The following is a 20,410-nucleotide window of genomic DNA, read 5'->3' as shown; positions in this document are numbered from 1 at the left end:
AGATAAAATATTATGAAGAATCAGCTTGTTGTAGCTAGCTTAGCTTTTAGTGCAATGGTATTAGGAACTCGCTATGCGCATGGGCAGGAAACCGCCCCTACTACTGCAAATATTAACTTGGCAGATGTAATCTCAATTGACGCTGGAAGTGTAGCCAAAGATGGAGAAGTCAATTTCTACTACAATACGGCAGAGGATTATCAGACTACACAAATTATCACCATTGCTAATAGCTTAATAGTAACTTCAGCGAAAGAGTTTGATATTAAAGTAAGATCCGGAGGTAAGGATTTTGAAAATGGGGAAAATACAATCCCAGTTAAGGTATTGACCATAACCGCGAAAGGGGGTTCTATGGAGGGGAATAAAGAAAGCATTAAAATAGGACAGTCTGATAAAAAATTGGTTAGAAAGGCTCCCTATGGAAGTAAGCTGACGCTCGATTTAGATTATGAGATTGATGGAAAAGATGCATCTAAAGATATTTTAGGGAAACCTTCAGGTACGTATACCCAAACAGTAACTTATACTGCTTCGGCAAGCTAAGTTATAAGTTAATAATAAGAATTTTAAGATAAGGATTCCCTTGGTTGCTATAATTGCTGCCAAGGGATTTTTTTATGGTCACTTTTGTAATTGAAGTCAGCTCTTGTTAAAGGCTTTTACTTAAATAATGCTTCCTAAAAAAAAGGAAATACAGTGTGGGGCCTATTCAAATTTACCACATAAAAATTATCGATTTATATTTGAGGTAATTTCCTACAATCGTTTTTATTATTTATATTTAGCGCTCATTTTTAATCACAAATGAAGTGAACACCTACGTAGTAATCTGGAATGGGCAAATTAGCGTCATTGTATTTGCTTTTACCATGCTTATAGCTGGTATGGAGTTGGTGTTTGCACAGGAAGCGACAACCACTGTAAACCTTGTATTGGCCGATATAGTTTCAATTGATCCAGGAAGTGCTGCAAAGGGTGGCACGGTAGATTTTTATTACGATAATGTGCACGACTACAATTCGGAAAAAACAGCCACTATTCCCAATAGTCTTATTATAACTTTTTCTAGGCCTTTTAGTTTAAAGGTGAGAGCCAATGGGGAAAATTTTGAAAATGGCTCTCATGTTATCCCTGTAAATGTGCTTACAGTTAAATGTAATGAGAGTTCGGAAATTACTGGAACAGCTACCCCTATTATTTTATCTACTCAAGATCAGGTTTTAATTAACGGCGAAGGTAGTGGAAGCAAATTAAAGCTAGATTTAGATTATACTATTCCAAAAGCTAGGTCATCCTCCGCAGCTATTCTAGGTAAACCTGCAGGCAAGTACACCCAAAAGGTAACCTACACGGCTACTGCACTCTAATAATTGTCATTTCTAAGCCTTTCCCTTTAGCCTTGCGCATTGACTTTTTAAAAGGATTTCTCTATCCTTTTAATATGTAATCCTTCGTTTAGTTTTAATAATATTGAGTACAGGTCTGTAGTAACAGTGCCATCTATGTACAATACAACTAGTTTTCTTAGTCATTAAGCTATAGGTGCAACGCCTTCCCGTTTTTTATAACCTTATATTATAGCTATAGTGCAATTACTGTTGTAGTTAATTTGCTACAAGCGAATCCAATATCTACTACAAAGAAAGCTTTAGATCCTACCTACATTTGTAATGTCAAAACAAACAAAAGACAATTCAACAATTAGAATAAATAACTCAATTATCATGAAAAAACAAATTATCACTGCAACTTTAGCTCTTGGAGCAATTTTATTAGGAACTAACAATGTAAAGGCACAAAATCACACAGCTACAACCACTGTTAATATTATTTTAAGCGATGTCATCTCTATCGATGCTGGAAGTGTAGCTAATGGAGGAATAGTTGATTTCAATTATGTTACCGCTGCTGATTATAACAGCACAAAAACTGTAAATGTTCCCGAAAGCTTAATCGTTACTTCTACCAAAAACTTTGACGTAAAGGTGAAAGCTGATGGGGCCAGCTTTACCGATGGAACAAATAATATTCCAGTAAATGTGCTGAATATTAAAGCTGCTACAGGTGGGTCTATGGCTGGTACTCAGAACACCATCGAACTATCAACTACCGATCAAGTCCTAATTGGAAATGCACCTCTTGGAAGTGCTTTAACCTTGGATTTGGATTATGAAATTCTTGCTGCCAAGTCATCTTCAGCTGATATCTTGGGGAAACCAGCTGGAACTTATACCCAAACGGTAACATATACTGCGACTGCGCTATAATATTCACTTAATATTTAAAGATTCCCAGAGTTACATATTTACTGTAATTTTGGGAATCTTTTTAATTTATACCATAAACAACATGCGCTTTTTATTTCTCCTTCTTATAGCAATTTTCTCAACGCCACTATCGGTTTCAGCTCAAGGGGTGTCCATGTCTCCCACCCGTTTGTTTTTCACTGGGAATCCTGGGGAAACCGTTACGGAGCTTGTAACCTTGCACAATAGTTCTAACAAGGATTATGTTCTTTCTGTAAATTACAAGGACTGGAAGAGAGAACTGGATGGAAATAAAGTCTACTTTGAATCTGGTACTTTAAAAAATTCCAACGCTTCTTGGCTTTCTACCCTGGAGAACACCGTTAGTGTTGCTGCTGGCGCTACTATGGAAGTGCTAGTTGCTATGCAGGTTCCAGAAGAGGCGTCCACATCAGAAGTAACCAATAGCATGTTGTTTTTCACCCAGCTACCAACGCAAGAAGACAAAACCACTTCTAGCAGCACTGGATTAGGGATTATAACGTTGTTCGAGTTTGGGCTTCATGTATATTATACGCCTGCTGGGAATAAGTTAAAAAGTTTGGAGATTACCAATATAGAGGAGATTGTAGATGCAGCTAGTAAAAAAGCAGCTATAAGCATTACTAACGACGGTAATGTGGTAAATGACGCTACGGTAGAATTTGAACTTATTAATACCGATACGGGGGAAGAAATTAAATTAGACCCCATATCCATCTCCATGATGCCAGATACTCATCAAGTGGTTGAGTTTATATTGCCAGAGAATCTTGCAGGGAATTATCTTGGAGTAACCATCATTAAAATGGCAGGGACTAGTGATATGCGGGTGGGTGAAAAAAACTTCAGTTTTTAAATAAAATTTGAGCAATCGCTGTCCTATATCAAACACTTTTTTTAGAAAAGCAGGCTTCTTCTTTGTCCTTGCTTTTCTAAATTTCTCGTTTATATATAGTCAGAATGAGGTGGATATTGAGGCGTATTTTGAAACGGACAGTATCGCTGTAGTAAAAGGCAGCACCTTTACCAATTTCTTGGTAGTGAAAAATACAAGCGATGTAGAAATCACTGTTCAAGAATTAGCCCCGCAAGAAAAATATCCTGGATTGCTTTTCTATCCCAAGGCAAATTTCACCTTGGCTGCAGGAGCGCAAAAACGACTGCCTCTAAAATTTATTGCCAATCTGGATTTTATGAAAAGGCCCTCTAATAAGATTGCGTTTTCTTTTTCCTTTAAAACCAGTACCATCTTCAAAAGTGCAGTGGCTGCTTTTTATCTCCAAAAAGAGGAAGATACGACTATATCGATCTATCCGTTTTCGCGAGAAAACTACCTCAATCCCGCTACACCAGAATCGTCCCTTATGGTTTTTGTGGAAAACAGGGGCTATGCTAAGAGGAATATAAAATTGGAATTTCAATCCCTCCCTGATGGGTTAACTATAACACCTAACCAGCAAACCGTCACCTTAGAAGGTCTAGAAAAGCGAATAGTGGAGATAAGGGTGGCTACCAGAAATCAAAATGTACTATATCCCGACTATAATATTCAGGTAAAAGCTACCGATTTAATAGATAGTGAAAACGTGGGGAGTAGCCAAATACAACTCGTGGTGCTGTCCTCTAACCGGCAAATCGCTAGAGGAGTGGATTTGGGAAGGGGAAATAACTATGCAGAAGTCACTTACAATGAAAATAGTTCTGGATTTAATTACATGCAGCTAAGAGGAAATACCGAATTTTCAGCATCGGAAAACCTATATGGTCGTTTTAATATAAATACAGACTATTACATGCAGGATGGTCTTTATAATCTTTATGATACTTGGCTAGAATTGGAGCATAAAAATTCCGTCATGAGAATAGGGAATGTGCAAGGAAGTGATTATGATTATTCCGTTTCTGGAAGAGGGGGTAAGATAACTACTAGGTTTGGTGCAACTAATCAATTAGAAGTTTTGGGACTGGAGAATAATTACAGCCTATATGGCACCTACTTTCAGCAAACCGAAGGGTCTAAAATGGCTGGAGCAAAATACAGCTTTGGTAGTTCAAATAACTTTAATGGGAAGCTATCCTATATTTTTGAGCGTGACCCTAGACTGTCTATAGACACCCAAGTGGCTAACCTAACTTCTTTATTTTCAATTAGCGAGCAACATAATTTTCGCCTAGAGGGAGGATTGAGCCATGAAAAAGGACTATTAAGCAATGATCAGAATACAGGTGCTTCTGCAGAATTGAATTATGACGCTACTATTGGAAACTGGAATTTTCAGTCCACAAATTCCTATGCTTCAAAAGCCTATGCGGGATTAAGCAGGGGAGCCTACTTCTTTAATCAAAGAATTGGTCGTGAGTTTTCTAAGGGCAAACGAGTATTTTTACTGTATCAACGTTCCCAAGTGCAACCAGAATATTTAAGTTTTCAGAATACGATCAATCAAGCTAACGGCTATGGCAATTATCCCAAATATTTTCATAGTACAGGGGCTGTAAAGTTGGGATATCAATTTACTGTCCAAAATTGGAATTTTTTAGTATCTCCACAGGTGGAGCAGCAGAAAAATGAGAGTAATGCTATTGCACGCGGACTTCTATCCTATAGGTTTCACGCCAATATTGGAACCTCCTTTGGAAATCATGGACTTAATCTTTCAGGAGACTATGCCAAATCTAAGCAAGAAAACAGCACAGATTGGTTTAACAGCCTTAGGGCTACTATGTCTTATCGTTTTAACAACTTTTCCTTAAATGGAACAGTTCAGAAGAATCCAATTAATGTGTACGAACTAAATTCTTACCATTATAGCGGACAAGGCTTTATTAACTATAATGTATATTCTTCCTATAATTTCCAGGCCTTTAAAGGTGCTCTTTCGGGATCAGCCTCAGCAGGTGTCAACTACTCAGAGTTGTATCAAAACTTAAATAAGACGGTTACGGGAAATTTAGAATATAAAATTTCAAACAACTGGGCGACTACAGGATATTTAAATTATTCCGATTATGAATCCATACAAAGTGGCGGCTATAGTGGATATAATTATCAGTTTAGAGTAGGGCTTAAAAAGTATTTTGCCGTGGCCACCTCATTAGGTAATCACAAAGTGAGTTTCCAACTTTTTGAAGATGCAAATTTCAATGGGGTGTTGGATTCAGGGGAACAAGTTCTGGCTAATGAAGTGATAAAGCTGGATAGGTATGTAGCCATGACCGACAAAAAAGGAAAAGTTACTTTTCAGAATGTACCTCAAGGGATCTATAAATTAGAAGTGAACCAAAGTGCAGGCGCTAGGTTAAAGATGGATCCTATGATAGTGGTCGATAGAAATATTAAAATGAATGTGGGCTTGGTGAAAGCCATTAGGGTATCAGGTAAATTAAAGGAGATAAGACAAGCTTACGATTTTAAGGAGACTAGTGTTACCGGGATTGCAGTGTATGCCAAAAGTGAGGAGGGGGTAGTGCATACTGCTGTTGTAAATCAGAATGATGAGTTCGAGTTTTTCTTGAAAGATGGGGAATACGATATCTTTATTAAAAATGACAAATACAACTTCATCAATCCTAAGCAAACTATAGTAATTGGAAATACAGAGAATGCTGAAATCTTATTGTTCGAATACAAGAAGAAAGATACCGAAATAAAGGTGAAAAGATTTTAAATTTGGGAAATATGAGGCCGTATATAAGATTTGTTTTAGGAGGGGTTACTTTATTAGCTACTTTAACTTCATTTATTGCCCAGGCACAAGTTAGAATAGAGATTCCGGCCAGTAATATTATTAATGGCTCTGAATTTTCTACTACCAGAACAGTTATGAATACGGGAAACTATGACAGTTGGAGATCCCAGCAAACCAACCCAACAATCTGGTCTGTAAGTAATATGTTTACACATAAAACTATAGCAGGATCCAATCTGCCTTCTTCTATATTGCATTGGCAACTTGATAATATTGGTGGTAATCGACCTAAATACCATCAGCACGATGTATTGCCAGATTTTCAATGGTTTTCAACCAGTTCAAAAATCTGGTATGAAATCCACAATCCAAATGCTTCAAGTTTTACCGCAGGAAATGTAGTTTTTAAGTTTAAAATTCCAGCTGCAGCTTTTGCGACCAACATTTTTGTTCCGGGAGAGTACAAATTAACTATTAACCATAATTATGGAGGTTACTTTACTCCGAGCAGTTTTGATGTAATTATTGTAATTCCCTCGACTTCGGCTTCCTCTATTAATTGGGTGTCTAATAACACTATTGTAAATCATACAATTTCCAACTTAAATATATATAGAGAGATTACAGGAGGACAAATTCCGATCGGGCAAACAAAAATTTCAAATACGGTTAAATTTAATTTATGGGGGAAAACCACTTCTGCAATACAGTTTATATCATCAAAAGCAGTACAATCTACGGTATCACCGGTATTTGTAAAATTAGAAAGTTCTAATTCTTCAAAAATTTCAAAACTCCCTCTTTCTCAAGAAAACTGGACAAATTATACCCCAAATGGTCCATTTGCAGTAGTGCCTGGAAATCAAAATACATTTGACCTTAATTTTTCAATTTCAAATTTAGATCTTAAAAATCACTTTTTTGAAGCAGGTACTTATACCTTTCAGTTGGAATTAGATGCTAAGAGTCCAGACAATGCACATTCTGCAAAACAATTAACAGATGTTACACTAGTGGTGCCTGCCCTTTCAGAATTAATTATTGCCCCCTCTAAACAGGAAGTAAACTTCCAATTTAATAGTGCAACACATTACCAGCAAGGGCAATCTAAAGTAATTTCAACTCAAATCAAGTTATCTAACAACGAAAATTATGAGTTGTATGTGAAATCTGCCGCCTCGTTCTTTAATAAAGGAGGAGTACAATCCAACATAAATTCTACTATTTTAGAAGTAGGCGTAGATGGCATTAGTACCGTAGCCTTATCGACCACCCCACAAAAAATTATCTCAGCAGGGGCCCCTGTTTTGGATCAGGAATTTGATATCAAATATTTAATCTCCCCATCTGCTGCCCAATCCTTAATAGAAAAGGAAAAAACTACCTATTCTATTAATGTTATTTACAGCTTTACTGCTCTTTAGAGGGTAGTTGTTTTTTGTTAAAAGAAGAAAATTACAATGAACAATAATCATATCAGCACTGTCCAAGATCAATCCTTAAGCAGATTAAGGGCGCTTAATAATCTTTATAAAGATATTTTTGATTTTCTGATCTATTCCGTTTCAGAAATGCTCAATATAGGATTATGTACTATCACCATCTTTAAAGAATCGGAGGTGTATGTAATTGCTACAACCGATGATTCCATAAGAAAGATATGGCCCCTAGACCCAGCTTTAAATACTGAGGAAGAGGACAAGGGGAAGTTGTTGAATTTAGCACCACACTCCGCTGAAAAATTTAATGTAAAATTTTCTAGATCCCTCCCTATAATTGATTACAAGGGTACCCTTGTGGGTAGTCTAAATATATTTGATGATAAAGAAAAAACGTTAACCCAATCTGAAAATAAATTTCTTGCAAAAGCAATTTATCAAGTCAACTTTTTAGTGGCGAGTAAGTTTAGAGATCAACGTTTAGAAAAGCATGATAATTTATTTACCCTATCTAATGATTTAATCGGAATTATCTCCTTTAACGGCCTCCTAATTACACACAATCCTTCATTTACCCATACATTAGGATGGAGCAGTGAGAAGATTTTGCACTCACCTTTTACAGCTATTATTCATGAAGATGACCTAGATGAAACTGCAAAAGTTATTCAGAAACTCATGAAAGGGGAATCGGTGGTTAATTTCACCAATAGAGGTAAGACCAAGGGGGGGGATATTAAATGGATGGAATGGACCAGTACCCCCGATATGGACGCAGAAGTCATATTAACTATAGGACGGGATGTTACGGAGTTTGTGAAAAGAGAGCAATTGCTTGAAAAAAGTGAACAAAAATTCCACAATTTATTTAATAATGTAAAGGGTATATTAAGTATTCATGATCTAGAAGGCAACTTCATAGAAGTAAATCCTGCTGGCCTGGCGGCTTCCGAATATTCCGAACAAGAAATGAAACAGTCCAGTATTTATGATTTGGTAGCTGCAGATAGGAAGGATAAAATAGAGGAGTACTTATCTGCCGTTCGGGATTACGGAAAGGCCTCTGGAGAAATGACCATTATTAAAAAGTCTGGCAAAAAAGAGGTTTGGTATTTTATGAGCACGTTGGATGAGGATGAGACAGGAAATAAACGTGTGTTAACGAACGTAATAGACATCTCGGAGCGGAAGATATTGGCAGACGAACTTTTAAAAGCGAAGGAAGAAGCCGAAGAGGCACTAAAAGTCAAGTCGCAATTTATTGCCAACATGAGTCACGAAATCCGTACTCCATTAAATGGGATTATTGGTTTTACCGAACTAGCGTTGGCAACAAAACTAGAAGAGACACAGAAGCAATATTTGGAGATCATTAACCAGTCTGGAGTTGCATTGTACAATATTATTAACGATATCCTAGATTTTTCCAAAATTGAAAGCAACAAAATGAAGTTGGAAATAGATAAAGTAGATGTGGAAGAGGTGGTTTCAGAGGCGTTTAATATTGTTTCCTTCGGAATAAATAAAAAAGGTCTGGAAATGTTGATAGATATAGATCATAATATTCCACCATATATTTGGGCAGACGCTACCCGTCTGAAACAGATTTTAGTACATCTTTTGGGCAATGCTTTGAAGTTTACAGAGAAAGGCGAAATTAAATTGTACGTTACTATTCTAGAGGATTGCGGTAACAACAAAATGCGCTTACGGTTTGGAATTAGTGATACGGGCATTGGGATCCATAAGGACAAACAAAAGGAAATATTCAGTGCATTTACCCAAGAAGATGGTAGTATTACTAAGAGATATGGGGGTACCGGACTGGGACTGACCATTTCCAATAAACTATTGGCGTTAGGAAATAGTAATTTGCAACTAGAAAGTGAACAAGGAAAAGGAAGTGACTTTTATTTTGATGTTGAATTTAAGGTAGAAAAGGAAGATATAGTTAACAGTCTTGAGGATATTAAGAGGGTGCTAATTGTTGATGACAACGAGAACACTCGAAAGATCCTGCGACGGATGTTAGAAATTAAAAACATTGAAGTGGAAGAAGCCGATAGTGGTTTAAAAGCTTTGCTGATTATGATGGATCAGCCAAATTTTGATGTTATTATTATGGATTACCATATGCCTGTAATGGACGGTATAGAGACCATAGGGAAGATTAAAGGACTGGCACCATCCCAATCTTGTGAAATTCCATTTATAGTATTATACAACTCTTCTGATGACGACCAGCTACAAGCGGCCTGCGATGAATTAGAAGTAGAAAGCAGGCTTGTAAAGCCTATAAGGATGAGGCAAATGTATCAGACGTTATCTGGGCTAAAGAATCTTGCTGTTGTGCAACCTATTATCGCTAAAAATGAAATTTCCGAACCAAGTTGTCCCCATCTAAAAATTTTAATAGCTGAGGATAATGAGATCAATATGCAGCTTACCAAGTTGTTTTTGCAAGGTCTTGTTCCTAATGCCGCTGTGGTAGAGGCATTAAATGGTGCGGAAGCGGTGGAGAAATATACCCAAGAAAAGCCAGATATTGTTTTGATGGATGTGCAAATGCCTATAACCAACGGTTTGGAGGCGACGCGACAAATAAGAGCTTCAGAAGATGAGGTAGAAGTGCCTATTATAGCGCTAACTGCCGGAAGTCTGCCAGGCGAGAAAGAAAGATGTTTGGATGCAGGTATGACAGATTTTCTTGCAAAACCTCTTTTACAACAATCTTTGGGCAATATGCTTACCAAATGGTTAGGGGAAACCATTTACAATCAACCTTAATATACAACGTGCTTGGCACTAGATTAGGGATGGCGTGCAAATAAGAGCAAATAGCAGATATCTAAAGCTGCTATTGTTCTGCGTATAACGAATTGAATGTATAGGTATGAGTAATGGACCAGATAGCTCTTTTTACGCACCAGGTGAAGTTTTAACTGCTCCCAAACTTGCCTGCCCGAACTTTTCAGGTGGGTCTGCTCTTGCCGTACTCCAGGCGGGCCTGCACCTACTTATAAGGGGAGAGGGTAAATGTTATTCTTTGCTATGCGTTGAGGCTAATTGCCTATGCCTTAGGTCAATATTTTTTGGATTCCAATTCTTGTAGGAACAAAAATGGAAATTCGTGAGGCATAGGTTTGAAGGTTGTAAAAAAATTCGTATCCTTGCTTCTTGGAAAAAATTGTAGTTAGCTCCCCTGAGAATGTGGATACTAAAATTACTGTTCTATTTCCCTTTCGAATTGAAAAGTAAAACATTATGCTAACGGCCACTCGTATATTAGTTGCGGACGATCACGTTATAGTTCGTGTGGGGTTGATGCAAATGATTAAAAAGCTGATACCCAACGTGCTACTATCTGAGGTAGACGACTATAGTTCTCTTTTTTCTCTTGTCTCTAAAGAGAAACTGAACTTGGTTATACTGGACGTAAACATGCCTAATGGTACGCTACAACATGCTATTGATTTTATAAAATTAAAACAACCTGAATTAAAAATTCTTATTTTTTCTTCTCAGGATGAGCATTTGTATGCTATACGTTATTTAAAAATGGGCGCGGATGGATTTTTAAATAAACTTTCATCCAGAGAGCAGATAGATGACGCAATTAGTACCATACTAAAGACAGGCAGGTTCTTAAGTGATGAGGTGAAAGACTTTATGGTTTTCAATAAGCTAAACAACCAAGATGATTCAGCTTCTATAGAGATATTATCTAACAGGGAATTAGAGGTTGCAAACAAATTAATAGAAGGGTTGTCTTTAAAAGAACTTTCCAATCAGTTAAATCTACACGTTTCTACAGTTAGCACTTATAAAAATAGAATATTTGAGAAGCTGAATATTCAGTCAATTCCAGAGCTTATTGCAATTATGCGGGTTTATAGCTAAGTTGAAGTAACTTAGCTGCACCTCAATAAAATACCAGCTACACGGCTTTAATGTTACTTGGAAATGAGTCCTTTTATTCTTGAAGAGTAGTTGCCAAAAGAAAATATTAACTTGAATTTCAGCTACGTAAAATGAAGACGAAACCCAGAAATCGACTATTAAAAGTAGATACCGATAAGTTTCAATTATATTTGCACGCTAAAATCATAGGTAATCCAATTTCAGGAAATAGCAATGCTATCGTAATCCAAAGGGTACTCCGGTTTATATATAGACCGTTCCCAATTCTGGTCATTTCGTTAATATTGATTTCCCATATCAAGTTATCTTTCCTAACTAAGAACTGTTAAAGACATAAACTTTAATAATATAGCTGCTTTGGCACCGTTTATAACTTGATTAAAGCATAAAAATGAAATTTGACAATCCCTTAGAAAGGCCAGAGCAAGATCGTTCTATCAAAAGGCTAAAAACACTAAATAAGCGATACGCCGATGCGTTCGATTTTTTAGTATTCTCCATAGCCACTATGACAGATATGGCTATTTGTACCATTAGCTTGTTCGAAGGTGAGGAGGGTTTTGTCATTGCTACAAATGACGACTCAGTTGAAAAGATATGGTTACCTAAAGCTTGTAAGAATACCGTTTTAGAATCTGGAGCTGCCAATCATAACTTATCTTTACATGGCGTAGAAAAATTGGAAATAAAATTCTGGGCATCTTTTCCCATAACAGATGAAAATGGGAATAGAATGGGATGCCTAAGTATATTTGATGAGAAGGAAAGGATTCTAACAGATTCCGAAAATATAATTTTAGAGAAATCGGTTAAGCAAATAAACAGGTGGTTAGCTGTTAAAGAAAAAGAAAGTCGACTAAAAAAGCATGATCAGCTGTTTCAACTATCCAGTGATTTAGTGGGTATTTGCAATTTTAAAGGGGAATTTGTGCAGATAAACCCTGCGTTTTCCAAGACTTTGGGCTGGAGTGAGGAGGAGTTTAAGGAATCGGAGTTTGTCAAATTTATAGTTCCCGAAGATTTAGTAGCGACTAAAAAAGCCATGGAAGGCTTAATTTCGGGAAAACCACTCCGAAATTTCACTAACCGATATTGTACTAAACAACAGGGGGTTAAATGGATAGAATGGACCTGTATTCCAGAAATGGAAACTCAACAGATATTCTTTATCGGTCGCGATATTACAGAACATGTAGAACAGGAGGAATTATTAAAGGGAAGTGAAAGAAAGTTTCACAATTTGTTCGACAATGTACAGGGTATATTAAGTATTCATGATCTGGATGGCAATTTCTTGGAAGTAAATCATGCAGGTTTAGCATCTGCAGGATACTCCAAGGAAGAAATGCGACAATCCAATCTCTACAGTTTAATTGCTCCCGATAAAGCAGATGAAATTAAAGCATATTTAGCTACCGTTCAGAATTATGGGAAGGCATCGGGAGAAATGGCGATTATTAAGAAATCCGGAGAAAAGGCTATTTGGTACTTTATGAGTACCCTGGATGAAGATGAGGCAGGAAACAAACAGGTCTTGGCAAATGTGCTGGACATTACAGAGCGGAAAAAGTTAGACAACGAACTTTTTAAAGCGAAGACTGAAGCAGAACAAGCCTATAAAGCAAAATCAGAATTCGTGGCCAATATGAGCCATGAGATTCGCACTCCCTTAAATGGGATTATCGGCTTTACTGAACTTGTTTTGGCAACAGAACTAGATGAGACCCAAAAACAATACCTAGGGATTATTAACCAATCTGGAGTTACACTCTATAGCATCATTAATGATATCCTGGATTTTTCCAAAATGGAAGGTAACCACATGGAGTTGGTTAGGGATAGGGTAGAAGTAGAGGAAGTGGTTTCCGATGCCTTTAGTATGGTGTCCTATAGCATAAATAAAAAAGGGTTGGAAATGTTGATAGACATTGACCCTAAAATCCCAAGATATTTCTGGGCAGATGCCATGCGTCTAAAACAGATCTTAGTTAACCTTTTGAGCAACGCTTTAAAGTTCACGGAGAAGGGGGAAATAAAACTTTACGTAAGCATCATAAAAGAGTATGGCGATGGAAAAATGCGTTTACGTTTTGGAGTAAAAGATACCGGAATTGGGATTCATATAGATAAGCAAAAAGAAATTTTCAATGCCTTTTCACAGGAAGATGGAAGTATTTCCAAAAAATATGGTGGTACCGGTCTAGGACTCACTATCTCTAATAAATTATTGGCTCTAGGGAATAGTAGCTTACAATTGGAGAGCAAGCAAGGGGAAGGAAGCGATTTTTACTTCGATCTTGATTTTAAGATGGAAAGGGAGGAATTGGAACACTCCCTAGACGGAATCAAGAAAGTACTGCTGGTTGATGATAATAAGTTCAACCGAAAAATCCTTAGACGGATGCTAGAAATCAAAAACATTGAAGTTGAGGAGGCAGATAGCGGGCCTAAAGCTTTATTGATGATGATGGATAATCCTGATTTTGATGTGGTAATTATGGATTACCATATGCCGGTAATGAATGGAATAGAAACTATAGGAAAGATAAAAGGGTTAGAACCTTCCATTGCCCATGAACCGCCATTTATTGTACTTTATAGTTCTTCCGATGATAAGCACCTTCAGTCAGCCTGCCATGAATTAGAAATTGAGAATCGCCTTGTAAAACCTATACGTATGAAACGGATGTATGAGGTTTTGTCTGGTTTAAAAGGAGTAACAAAGAAGAAAAATATAATTCCCGAAATAGCGACTTCCCCTACGAATACGAATCAAATAAAGATTTTAGTAGCAGATGATAATGATGTTAATAAATTTTTAACGAGCTTATTCATAAAAAACCTCTATCCGCATGCTATCATAGTTGAGGCAATTAATGGGAAAGATGCAGTAGAGCAATATCAAACCGAGCAGCCAGATATTATTTTAATGGATGTACAAATGCCGGTAATGAATGGACTTCAAGCTGCAGAGAAAATTAGGGCTTATGAAGAGAACATAGAAGTGCCAATCATAGCGCTTACTTCGGGCAGCATGCCAGGGGAGAAAGAAAAATGTCTGGAAGCAGGAATGACAGATTTTCTGTCAAAACCCCTTTTGCAGGAATCATTAGGTAAGATGCTTAACAAATGGTTGGGAGAGGCAGTGAGTTTTCCGGATTAAAAAACGGTACAATAGGATAATATTAGATAATGATTAAGGAAGTAGAGGAACTAAAGGCAGAAATTAAAAGATTAAAGCAAGAAAATGAATTAAAGACCGGATGGATTTCATTGCTCTCACACGACTTTAAAGAGATTTTTGGAAATATAATGTGGCTGACTGAAGGAATAGAAAATGAATCCATTAGCAAGGAGGATTATTTTAAGCTGTTACCTCGAATAACCCAAGATGCTAAAAAAAGCCTCCAGACCGTAAATGATACTAGTACTTGGCTTAAAACCCAAATGAATAATTTTGAACCGCAAAGTATAGCGCTGGTTGCCCAAGACTTATTTTTCCAACTTAAAGAAACATTTGAGGTAGAGCTGAAGGCGAAGGAAATAGATTTGCTATATAAGGGGGATGAAAGCGTGACTTTTAAAAATGATCCTTTTCTGGTATTTTTCATATTGAAAAAGCTAGTAAATAATGCCATTAAATTTTCAGATTCCGGTAAACGTATTCATTTTGAGATAGATAGAAAAAACGAGGACGTTGTTCTGTCTATTGTTGATTATGGAATGGGAATGAATTTAGAGACTAAAAAATCTCTGTTCTCCTTTGAAGGTCCTATATTTCAGGGCACCAATGGGGAGGTAGGAGCTGGATTAAGCTTAAAAATTGTCAGAAAATTCGTAAGTTTAATGCAGGGAGAAATTGAGGTGGTTTCTACGGAAAATGTGGGAACGAAAATTTCTATTATGCTACCAGATAAAACAAAATAATTATGTATACATCAATTCGAATTTTAGTTGCAGACGATCACGTCATAGTTCGTATGGGGTTGATGCAAACTATTGAAAATTTAAGACCTAATGCTATATTATCTGAAGTAGATGACTACAAGTCGCTTTTCTCCCTCATTTCTAGAGAGAACTTTGACCTGCTTATCCTAGACGTAAATATGCCAAATGGCACGTTTCAACAGGCTATTGACTTTATAAGGGTAAAACAACCAAAATTAAAAATTCTTGTCTTCTCTTCTCAAGAAGAACATCTGTATGCCCTGCGTTATTTAAAAATGGGGGCAGATGGATTTTTAAATAAACTATCGTCCAGAGAACAAATAGATGCTGCGCTGACAACTATGTTGGAGAAAGGCAGATTTTTAAGTGATGAGGTGAAAGACCTCATGGTTTCTAACTCCCTAAATAAACAACACGTTTCTACCTCTATAGAAACGCTGTCTAATAGGGAATTAGAGGTTGCAAATAAATTAATAGAAGGACTGTCATTAAAAGAGCTATCCAGCCAATTAAATCTTCACGTTTCTACCGTTAGTACTTATAAAAACAGAATATTCGAAAAATTGAACGTTCAGTCAATTCCAGATCTTATAGCCGTAATGAGGGTTTATAACTAATTGCAAAAAATGATGTCCGTTCCTATTATAAATTTGGGAAAGTTGTACTCGCACCTAATTTATTTTAATAAATTTTATCGACTGGTTTTATACTTGGGCGCCCCTATTTAGTATATTATTTAGTCTCGTCGGACAGTGACCAAGCCATTTACCGTATAGTTCTTAGCCCTGTTTCTCACTGTATATTATGCCATTTTGGCTAACAGTTGCAGGCCCAGTATATGAATGCTCTGTAGTTTTATCAACACCCATAATATGCCGTACCTCCCACCCATTAAATTTTAAAATGTCCGATACTAAGGATCGGTGGCAACGCCACCATACTGCTTCAGAACACATATAGGCTGTGCGCTTGTTGTAAGCCAGTTGCAGAAGTTCTCCTAGACCACTTTTAAAGTCGGAAGTCTCCATATAATCTGCATAAGCCCGAAAAGATGGATTACGCCAAGCAATGTTGGTTGATAGTGCATTTATTTTACGACGCCCTCCCAATTTCTCCAATTGTTTGTAAGCGATATCGTTCTCTAATAGAGATCTCTCCAATAATTCCTTATTATATTGAGGATACTTTTTAGAACCTGGAAACCTTCTAATATCAACTATTAATTCTATCTCACATGACCTTAACATTTCTAGAAACTCCTCTATGGTCCTGGTAGAATGTCCAATAGTCCAAATGGTTTTGTTTGACATAGATCCTGATTTCGTCATCTGTTTATGATTTACTCATTAAGTGAGATTAGAATTCTCCCATACTTGTTTGCCCGTTCTGTTCAGGGAGACGTGGATTTCTTATGTTATTTTCCATTCCATGCACTATGAATTGAATTTACGGTAATTGGCTTTTCTACTAACTCATGGCTAAAAGATTAAGGTAGGGGCACATTACGCTCTGTATTATGCGTTTACCAAGCCTCTACAATTAAAGCTGGACTATCAACTGAATAGTCTTCCTGATTAAAATTCCCATAGAAATTGTAATGGTCAAAACCAGCCTTACTCAATAAACCTGTAAGTTCTTTTTTTAAAACAGGTATTAATTGTATGCTATTTTTAATTACTTGTTGGGTAGATCTCACAGTTAGTCGCGTATTAAAAATGACCTTATTTTCATTTGAACGATAATCATAATTACGTTCAAATGTAATTTCGTCATTTTCTATAGTGGGTAGTTGCCTGATATTTTTTTTAATAACCTTATCGTAATTGACTATTTGCATCAACAATTTTCCATTGGTCTTCAATACGGTTTTTGATTGTTGTAAAAAATCGGCTATTTCATCTAAGGAACTTAAATGGACTAAAGTGTTTCCAAAACAAACTATCCCATCTATAGAATTCTTATCTGTGAATGCCTCTAATTTAAGCATGCTTTCTACATGAAATTGAACGGATTTTGATATGCCTATTTCTTTTGTCTTGGCGACTCGTATCATTTCGGGATCCATATCAATTCCGGTAATATCCTGAAAATAACTGCTTAATGCCAAAGAAAGCGTTCCTATGCCACATCCAATATCTAATAGTTTAGAATCGATTGCTGGTAGTTTTAACGTGACAAACTCAATTTGTTTATCATTGATTTTAAAAATATGGTGATAATAGGGAGCAATTTGCTGGTAAAAACTCATAATCATTAATTTATCCCTAAATGTAATTGTTGTAATTTACATTGTATAGTCTTTTCTTATTGATTGTATAAAGGTCTTTGAAGTAGTTAACCACCAAATGCCCTAGAGCGTATTAAATTAGGGATCCTTTCATTTAAATTTAAAAAGCCTCCTTCACAATCATGTTTTTTTTAACGTTTAAATTACCCAGTTCTTTTTCAATTGCATCCATCATTTTTGGAGGCCCACAAACATAGAAATACCCATTTAAGTCGGCATTTTTCTTTATAAGGTCTGCTGTAATATACCCATGCTGATATTTTCCTGTGTCTTCTTCAGAAAGGATATTTAAGAAGTGCTGCCCTAGCATATCTTTAAATTCCTTTTCCAATATAATATCTGAAGTGGTTTTGTTGGCAAAAAGAAGCTTATTGTTGCCAATTTTGCCCTTGGCTTTTAAATCCCGAAGAATAGAGATAAAGGGAGTGATCCCTGCGCCCCCTGCAATAAAGGTTCCTTCTCCTTTATAGTGGATGTCTCCAAATATATCATTGACAATTAGCGTGTCTCCAGCTTTTAATTTGAGTAGCTCGTTGGTAACGCCATCGTGATTTGGATAGGTCTTTATCATAAACTCCAAATATTCCATATTGGGAAGGCAGGTAAAGGTAAAGGGCCTTCCTTCTTTGTCCCATCCCGTTTTATCTATAAATATTTCTGTAGCCTGTCCTGGAAGAAATTTTAGTTCCTTAGGTTTTTCGGTAACAATTTGAAGCACGTCATGGGTGGCGTGGTTAATCGATTTGATTTTAACAGCTTGCTTTTCCATAGTAATTATATTTTCCCTAGACCACCATTAGCTAGTGTGTTATGATTTATTTATTTCAAGGATTTGCCGTATCATTTGATTGGTAAATCCCCATTCATTATCGTACCATGTCATAACCTTTAGTAAATCTCCATCAACCACTCTTGTCATACTCAGATCTACCGTAGATGCAAATGGACTTTTTATAATATCGGAGGAGACTATAGGAGCAGAGGTTACAGCTAGGACTTTCTCATAGCGGGCTGTTTTTGCCTCTTCACTAAATATAGCGTTTACCATTTCTGGGGTCACTGTTTTACTGGTTACAAAGGTTAGATCCGAAATTGATCCTACGGTTACAGGAGTCCGTATTGCTACACCATCAAATTTTCCTGATAACGCTGGTAAGGCTTTAGTAGTTGCTATGGCGGCACCTGTTGATGTGGGTACAAGGTTGGCTGCGCCAGCCCTACCCATTCGAAAATTTTTATTGGAGGGACCATCTACAATACGTTGGGAGGCAGTATAGGCATGCACTGTAGTCATAATGGCCTTTTTAATGCCAATTCTACGTTCTAAAATTTCTACTACCGGACCAATATTGTTGGTGGTGCAACTGGCGCATGAGAATATTGAAACTTTTCCATCTGCTGAATTTACCCCATGGACCACAGTGGGGGTGTCCTTGCTCTTTGTTGGAGCGGATATAACAACTGTTTTAGCACCAGCCTTAATGTGCTTTTCTGCGTCTTTTCGCAAGGTGAATAGACCAGTACTTTCTATGACTAAATCGATACTGTTTTCTTTCCATGGTATATCTTCCGGGTTTTTAATGGTAGTATAATGTATGCGTGTATCACCTACAATAAGTGTCTGATCTTCATAAGTAACTTCCTTTTCGTAGATTCCATAAACCGTGTCGTATTTTAAAAGATAAGCTAGGTTTTCGATGGAAATGATATCGTTCACCGAAATAATTTCCAAACCTTCGGTTTCTAGTATTAATTTAAGGGCGGCTCTCCCGATTCGCCCCATTCCGTTTATACCAATTTTCATAATTTGTAATTTTTAATAGCTGATTTTTTGTTCTATGTATTTCTTTTGTAAAACATGGCTTCATCTTCGGACTGAAGTGCCATCTTTTAATTTTTGTAGTTCACAACCCCTTAAAGTTAGAGGGAGTACCCCATTATTAACTATTGTACTAGCATAGATGATAGTTTTTACGCCGTAATACGTTATAGGATGAGAGCATTCTTCCATCACCATTTTTTAATGTTTAGCACAAGTTGTACATTCTTTAATTTCTCCTTGTTTTAAACGGATGCCATCAATATACTTTACCATGAATTTTTGAATTTTCATATACTTGGCGCGATGGTTATTTACGTCTATCTGGTTGTCTTTGAACAACTCACGTATTTTATGGTCGTATTCTTGGTAACCCCAACAAAGTGGGCAAGTTCCTTCCGGTGATTTGCCTTTAGTTTCCTCTATAGGTTTTTCAAAAAAATGTACAATATTTTCTATTAGGTCCATAATAGTGTAGTTTATTCAATTCTTCGATGGTCAATGTGGCTTGTGCATAGGTACCCTTAGGTTACCTTTTTGAGTTGACCAATTTTGGTCTCCAAAACCGCTTTTAATAACATCCATTTTATTCCAGTTGGGCATCCATAGTTATATTTATACTCAAGGCTTTGCTTACTGGGCAATTGTCTTTGGCTGTATTAGCATACTCCTTAAATTTGTCAATCCCAATATTGGGGATCTTGGCTTTGAGGGTCAAATGGGATTCGGTAAGGTCTAGCTTCTCCACATCCATAGTTATCGTAGCGGTAACGTCTAGGTAGTCCGCCGTGTAACCGGCCTCCCCCAAAATTGAACTCAGGGCCATAGCAAAACATCCTGAATGTGCTGCCGCCAATAATTCATCGGGATTGGTGCTTTTTCCGTCCCCAAATCGGGAGTTAAAGCTGTATTCCGAATTGTTCAATACTTTACTCTGGGTAGTTATTTTTCCTTCCCCTTCTTTAAGGGAACCCTTCCAAAGGGCATGTGCTGTACGTTTCATTGTAGTTTATTTT

At 36.8% G+C, this 20,410-nt stretch carries 17 protein-coding genes; 11 read left to right on the top strand and 6 right to left on the bottom strand.

Going from position 1 to position 20,410, the window contains the following annotated elements:
- The first annotated feature begins 12 nt into the window (after positions 1–12).
- From G466_RS0104420 to G466_RS0104365, 11 genes are all read left to right on the top strand, one after another.
- A complete protein-coding gene (locus tag G466_RS0104420; protein WP_026812568.1) occupies positions 13–546 on the top strand; it encodes a hypothetical protein in 534 nt (177 codons plus the stop codon).
- 266 nt (positions 547–812) lie between these two features.
- On the top strand, positions 813–1,370 hold the full coding sequence (locus tag G466_RS0104415) for a peptidoglycan-binding protein LysM (protein WP_084418728.1): 558 nt from the start codon (positions 813–815) through the stop codon (positions 1,368–1,370).
- 357 nt (positions 1,371–1,727) lie between these two features.
- Positions 1,728–2,270 (top strand): hypothetical protein, encoded by a 543-nt coding sequence (locus G466_RS0104410; protein WP_026812566.1) that lies wholly within the window; start codon positions 1,728–1,730, stop codon positions 2,268–2,270.
- An 82-nt stretch (positions 2,271–2,352) separates the two neighbouring features.
- Positions 2,353–3,147, top strand: coding sequence for a hypothetical protein (locus tag G466_RS0104405; RefSeq protein ID WP_229797160.1), 795 nt, complete (start codon positions 2,353–2,355; stop codon positions 3,145–3,147).
- A gap of 7 nt (positions 3,148–3,154) precedes the next feature.
- Positions 3,155–5,959, top strand: a complete 2,805-nt coding sequence (locus tag G466_RS0104400; RefSeq protein WP_229797159.1) for a hypothetical protein — start codon at positions 3,155–3,157, stop codon at positions 5,957–5,959.
- A gap of 11 nt (positions 5,960–5,970) precedes the next feature.
- Positions 5,971–7,404: a hypothetical protein gene (locus tag G466_RS0104395; RefSeq protein WP_026812563.1), complete on the top strand. Its 1,434-nt coding sequence runs from the start codon at positions 5,971–5,973 to the stop codon at positions 7,402–7,404.
- A gap of 36 nt (positions 7,405–7,440) precedes the next feature.
- A complete protein-coding gene (locus tag G466_RS0104390; protein WP_229797158.1) occupies positions 7,441–10,206 on the top strand; it encodes a PAS domain-containing hybrid sensor histidine kinase/response regulator in 2,766 nt (921 codons plus the stop codon).
- Positions 10,207–10,683: 477 nt separating this feature from the next.
- Positions 10,684–11,319, top strand: a complete 636-nt coding sequence (locus G466_RS0104380; RefSeq protein ID WP_034234616.1) for a response regulator transcription factor — start codon at positions 10,684–10,686, stop codon at positions 11,317–11,319.
- Between the two features lie 412 nt (positions 11,320–11,731).
- Positions 11,732–14,503, top strand: a complete 2,772-nt coding sequence (locus G466_RS21420; RefSeq protein ID WP_229797157.1) for a PAS domain-containing hybrid sensor histidine kinase/response regulator — start codon at positions 11,732–11,734, stop codon at positions 14,501–14,503.
- Between the two features lie 29 nt (positions 14,504–14,532).
- Positions 14,533–15,267 (top strand): sensor histidine kinase, encoded by a 735-nt coding sequence (locus tag G466_RS0104370; RefSeq protein ID WP_026812559.1) that lies wholly within the window; start codon positions 14,533–14,535, stop codon positions 15,265–15,267.
- Positions 15,268–15,269: 2 nt separating this feature from the next.
- Entirely contained in the window at positions 15,270–15,905 is a 636-nt protein-coding gene (locus tag G466_RS0104365) for a response regulator transcription factor (RefSeq protein WP_026812558.1), read from the top strand.
- Positions 15,906–16,067: 162 nt separating this feature from the next.
- Here G466_RS0104365 and G466_RS0104360 read toward each other — a convergent pair whose 3' ends face one another.
- From G466_RS0104360 to G466_RS0104335, 6 genes are all read right to left on the bottom strand, one after another.
- Positions 16,068–16,616, bottom strand: coding sequence for a DUF488 domain-containing protein (locus G466_RS0104360; RefSeq protein WP_026812557.1), 549 nt, complete (start codon positions 16,614–16,616; stop codon positions 16,068–16,070).
- 194 nt (positions 16,617–16,810) lie between these two features.
- Positions 16,811–17,536 carry a class I SAM-dependent methyltransferase gene (locus G466_RS0104355; protein ID WP_026812556.1) on the bottom strand — a complete coding sequence of 242 codons (726 nt, stop codon included), beginning with the start codon at positions 17,534–17,536 and terminating at the stop codon, positions 16,811–16,813.
- 139 nt (positions 17,537–17,675) lie between these two features.
- The gene (locus tag G466_RS0104350) at positions 17,676–18,344 is read right to left on the bottom strand and encodes a ferredoxin reductase domain-containing protein (protein ID WP_026812555.1); all 669 of its coding nucleotides are present in this window, start codon (positions 18,342–18,344) and stop codon (positions 17,676–17,678) included.
- 39 nt (positions 18,345–18,383) lie between these two features.
- Entirely contained in the window at positions 18,384–19,379 is a 996-nt protein-coding gene (gene gap / locus G466_RS0104345; RefSeq protein WP_229797156.1) for a type I glyceraldehyde-3-phosphate dehydrogenase, read from the bottom strand.
- Between the two features lie 216 nt (positions 19,380–19,595).
- On the bottom strand, positions 19,596–19,862 hold the full coding sequence (locus G466_RS0104340) for a hypothetical protein (protein WP_026812553.1): 267 nt from the start codon (positions 19,860–19,862) through the stop codon (positions 19,596–19,598).
- 118 nt (positions 19,863–19,980) lie between these two features.
- The gene (locus G466_RS0104335; protein ID WP_026812552.1) at positions 19,981–20,397 is read right to left on the bottom strand and encodes an OsmC family protein; all 417 of its coding nucleotides are present in this window, start codon (positions 20,395–20,397) and stop codon (positions 19,981–19,983) included.
- Between the last annotated feature and the right edge of the window lie 13 nt (positions 20,398–20,410).

This window comes from Arenibacter certesii DSM 19833 (assembly GCF_000429545.1).
Classification (GTDB): Bacteria; Bacteroidota; Bacteroidia; order Flavobacteriales; family Flavobacteriaceae; genus Arenibacter; species Arenibacter certesii.
This window is presented reverse-complemented; position numbering and strand designations above follow the sequence as displayed.

Bases quoted from the DNA above. Each gene is read 5' to 3' on its own strand.
- G466_RS0104420 (WP_026812568.1), top strand. From the start codon at position 13: ATGAAGAATCAGCTTGTTGTAGCTAGCTTAGCTTTTAGTGCAATGGTA.
- G466_RS0104410 (WP_026812566.1), top strand. From the start codon at position 1,728: ATGAAAAAACAAATTATCACTGCAACTTTAGCTCTTGGAGCAATTTTA.
- G466_RS0104405 (WP_229797160.1), top strand. From the start codon at position 2,353: ATGCGCTTTTTATTTCTCCTTCTTATAGCAATTTTCTCAACGCCACTA.
- G466_RS0104395 (WP_026812563.1), top strand. From the start codon at position 5,971: ATGAGGCCGTATATAAGATTTGTTTTAGGAGGGGTTACTTTATTAGCT.
- G466_RS0104390 (WP_229797158.1), top strand. From the start codon at position 7,441: ATGAACAATAATCATATCAGCACTGTCCAAGATCAATCCTTAAGCAGA.
- G466_RS0104380 (WP_034234616.1), top strand. From the start codon at position 10,684: ATGCTAACGGCCACTCGTATATTAGTTGCGGACGATCACGTTATAGTT.
- G466_RS21420 (WP_229797157.1), top strand. From the start codon at position 11,732: ATGAAATTTGACAATCCCTTAGAAAGGCCAGAGCAAGATCGTTCTATC.
- G466_RS0104370 (WP_026812559.1), top strand. From the start codon at position 14,533: ATGATTAAGGAAGTAGAGGAACTAAAGGCAGAAATTAAAAGATTAAAG.
- G466_RS0104365 (WP_026812558.1), top strand. From the start codon at position 15,270: ATGTATACATCAATTCGAATTTTAGTTGCAGACGATCACGTCATAGTT.
- G466_RS0104360 (WP_026812557.1), bottom strand. From the start codon at position 16,616: ATGACGAAATCAGGATCTATGTCAAACAAAACCATTTGGACTATTGGA.
- G466_RS0104355 (WP_026812556.1), bottom strand. From the start codon at position 17,536: ATGAGTTTTTACCAGCAAATTGCTCCCTATTATCACCATATTTTTAAA.
- G466_RS0104350 (WP_026812555.1), bottom strand. From the start codon at position 18,344: ATGGAAAAGCAAGCTGTTAAAATCAAATCGATTAACCACGCCACCCAT.
- gap (WP_229797156.1), bottom strand. From the start codon at position 19,379: ATGAAAATTGGTATAAACGGAATGGGGCGAATCGGGAGAGCCGCCCTT.
- G466_RS0104340 (WP_026812553.1), bottom strand. From the start codon at position 19,862: ATGGACCTAATAGAAAATATTGTACATTTTTTTGAAAAACCTATAGAG.
- G466_RS0104335 (WP_026812552.1), bottom strand. From the start codon at position 20,397: ATGAAACGTACAGCACATGCCCTTTGGAAGGGTTCCCTTAAAGAAGGG.